General features: G+C 71.1%; 1 protein-coding gene. It reads right to left on the reverse strand.

What is annotated here, in order from left to right:
- A partial coding sequence (locus CIK71_RS17355; protein WP_245857779.1) for a glycoside hydrolase domain-containing protein occupies positions 1 to 1,566 on the reverse strand: 1,566 nt, incomplete at both ends.

Genomic DNA, 1,566 nt, shown 5'->3' on the forward strand with positions numbered 1-1,566 from the left:
GTCGTAGGAGAACGACGAGTAGGTCAGGGTCCCGCCCTCGTCGATCAGTGCCTTGGCGCTCGGACGGTCGGTGAGCTCGGCGAGCAGGGTCAGGGCACGGTGGTCGGCCATGGCCTGCGCGAACACCCGGTGCCGGATCGACAGCCAGGGCGTGCCGTCCGGCCCGGGATAGACCGCGAAGGCGTCGCCGCCGAAGAACGGGCCGCCCGCGCAGGTGTCCGCGAACGGGTCGACCGGGGCGAGGGAGAACTGGGTCCACCAGAAGTTGTAGCCCCAGTGCAGGAATCCTGGCGCGTCGAACGCGAACAGCTGCCGGCCGAGCACCCGGTTGCGCACCGACGGCAGGGCGATGAAGCGGTTGGCGACGTCGCGGTTCTGGGATACGCAGTAGTACACCCAGGGCGTCCGTCCGGCCTCGAGGAAGGGGCCGACGTGGTCGGTGGCGACGATCGGGGTCGCGACCACGCCCTGCTCGGCGTAGGTGAAGGAGCTCAGGGCGTCCACCACGTGGGCGCCCTCGAGCAGGTCCGAGACCTGGGCCTTCGCCGCCGTGTACGCCTCGAGGTGCTCCTGGCTCGGCTCGTCGCTGACGTGCCACAGCACGTCCCCGTCCCAGGCCGCGTCCAGATGGGAGCGCAGTGCCGGGATCAGCGCCTCGAGCAGTCGGCGGTAGTCCGGTGAGGTGGCCTCGACGTGCCAGCCGAAGCGGTCCTCGAGCCCGTCGGCCGTGCGCACCTGGATCGCCGGGGTGGAGCGTGCGCCCCACTGGGTGAACAGGTGGGCGATCTCGATGCCGGTGAAGCCGAGCCGTCGGCAGATCTCGAGCCAGCGGTCCAGCCGGGAGAAGTCGAAGCGGTGCTCGCCGCCGGTGTCCTCGATGCCCACGAGCTGGACGACGGGCCGGGTGTGGCCTTCGGCGGTGTCCAGCGGGGGCGTCCACGTCGGGGTCAGCACCGAGTTCACGTCCATCTCGCGCGCGGAGGCGAGGAAGGCCTCGATGAGCTCCCAGTGGCGCTCCGAGAACACCTCGACGCCGTAGTAGGTCGAGAGGCTGTCCGCGTGGAACCAGTGGGTGTTGGTGACCGACAGCGGCGGCAGGCGGTGAGGGTGGATCTGCAGGTGCGCGGTGTGCTCGGCGAGGAGGTGCTCGCCGTCCGGGCTGCGGAGCGTGATCGTCAGCTCGTGCTCGCCTGCGTCGGCCTCCGCCTCGGCGACGACATCAACCCAGAGCGCCTCCCACCGGCCCGGCGTCAGCTGCACAGTGTCCCCGGTGAGCGGTTCGAGCAGGTCGGGATAGTCGCCCGGTTCGGTGACCAGGTAGTGCTCGTCGGGCTCCTCGGGCGCGGGCGTGGAGACCGGCACGCGGCGCACCGCACTCAGCTGCACCAGCCCGGCGGCAGAGCCGCTCAGCTGCACGTCCACCGTGGAGCCGTCGGCCTCGTCGAGGAGCAGCGCGACCTGCACGGACAGCATCTCGCCGAGGAACCCCGAGGCGTGGGCACCCCCGATCAGATCGGCAGGGCGCGGGGCGGCGTCCCCGAGCACCTTCTCCAGGGAATCGGTCAG

This window comes from Brachybacterium alimentarium (genome assembly GCF_002332425.1).
Classification (GTDB): domain Bacteria; phylum Actinomycetota; class Actinomycetes; order Actinomycetales; family Dermabacteraceae; genus Brachybacterium; species Brachybacterium alimentarium.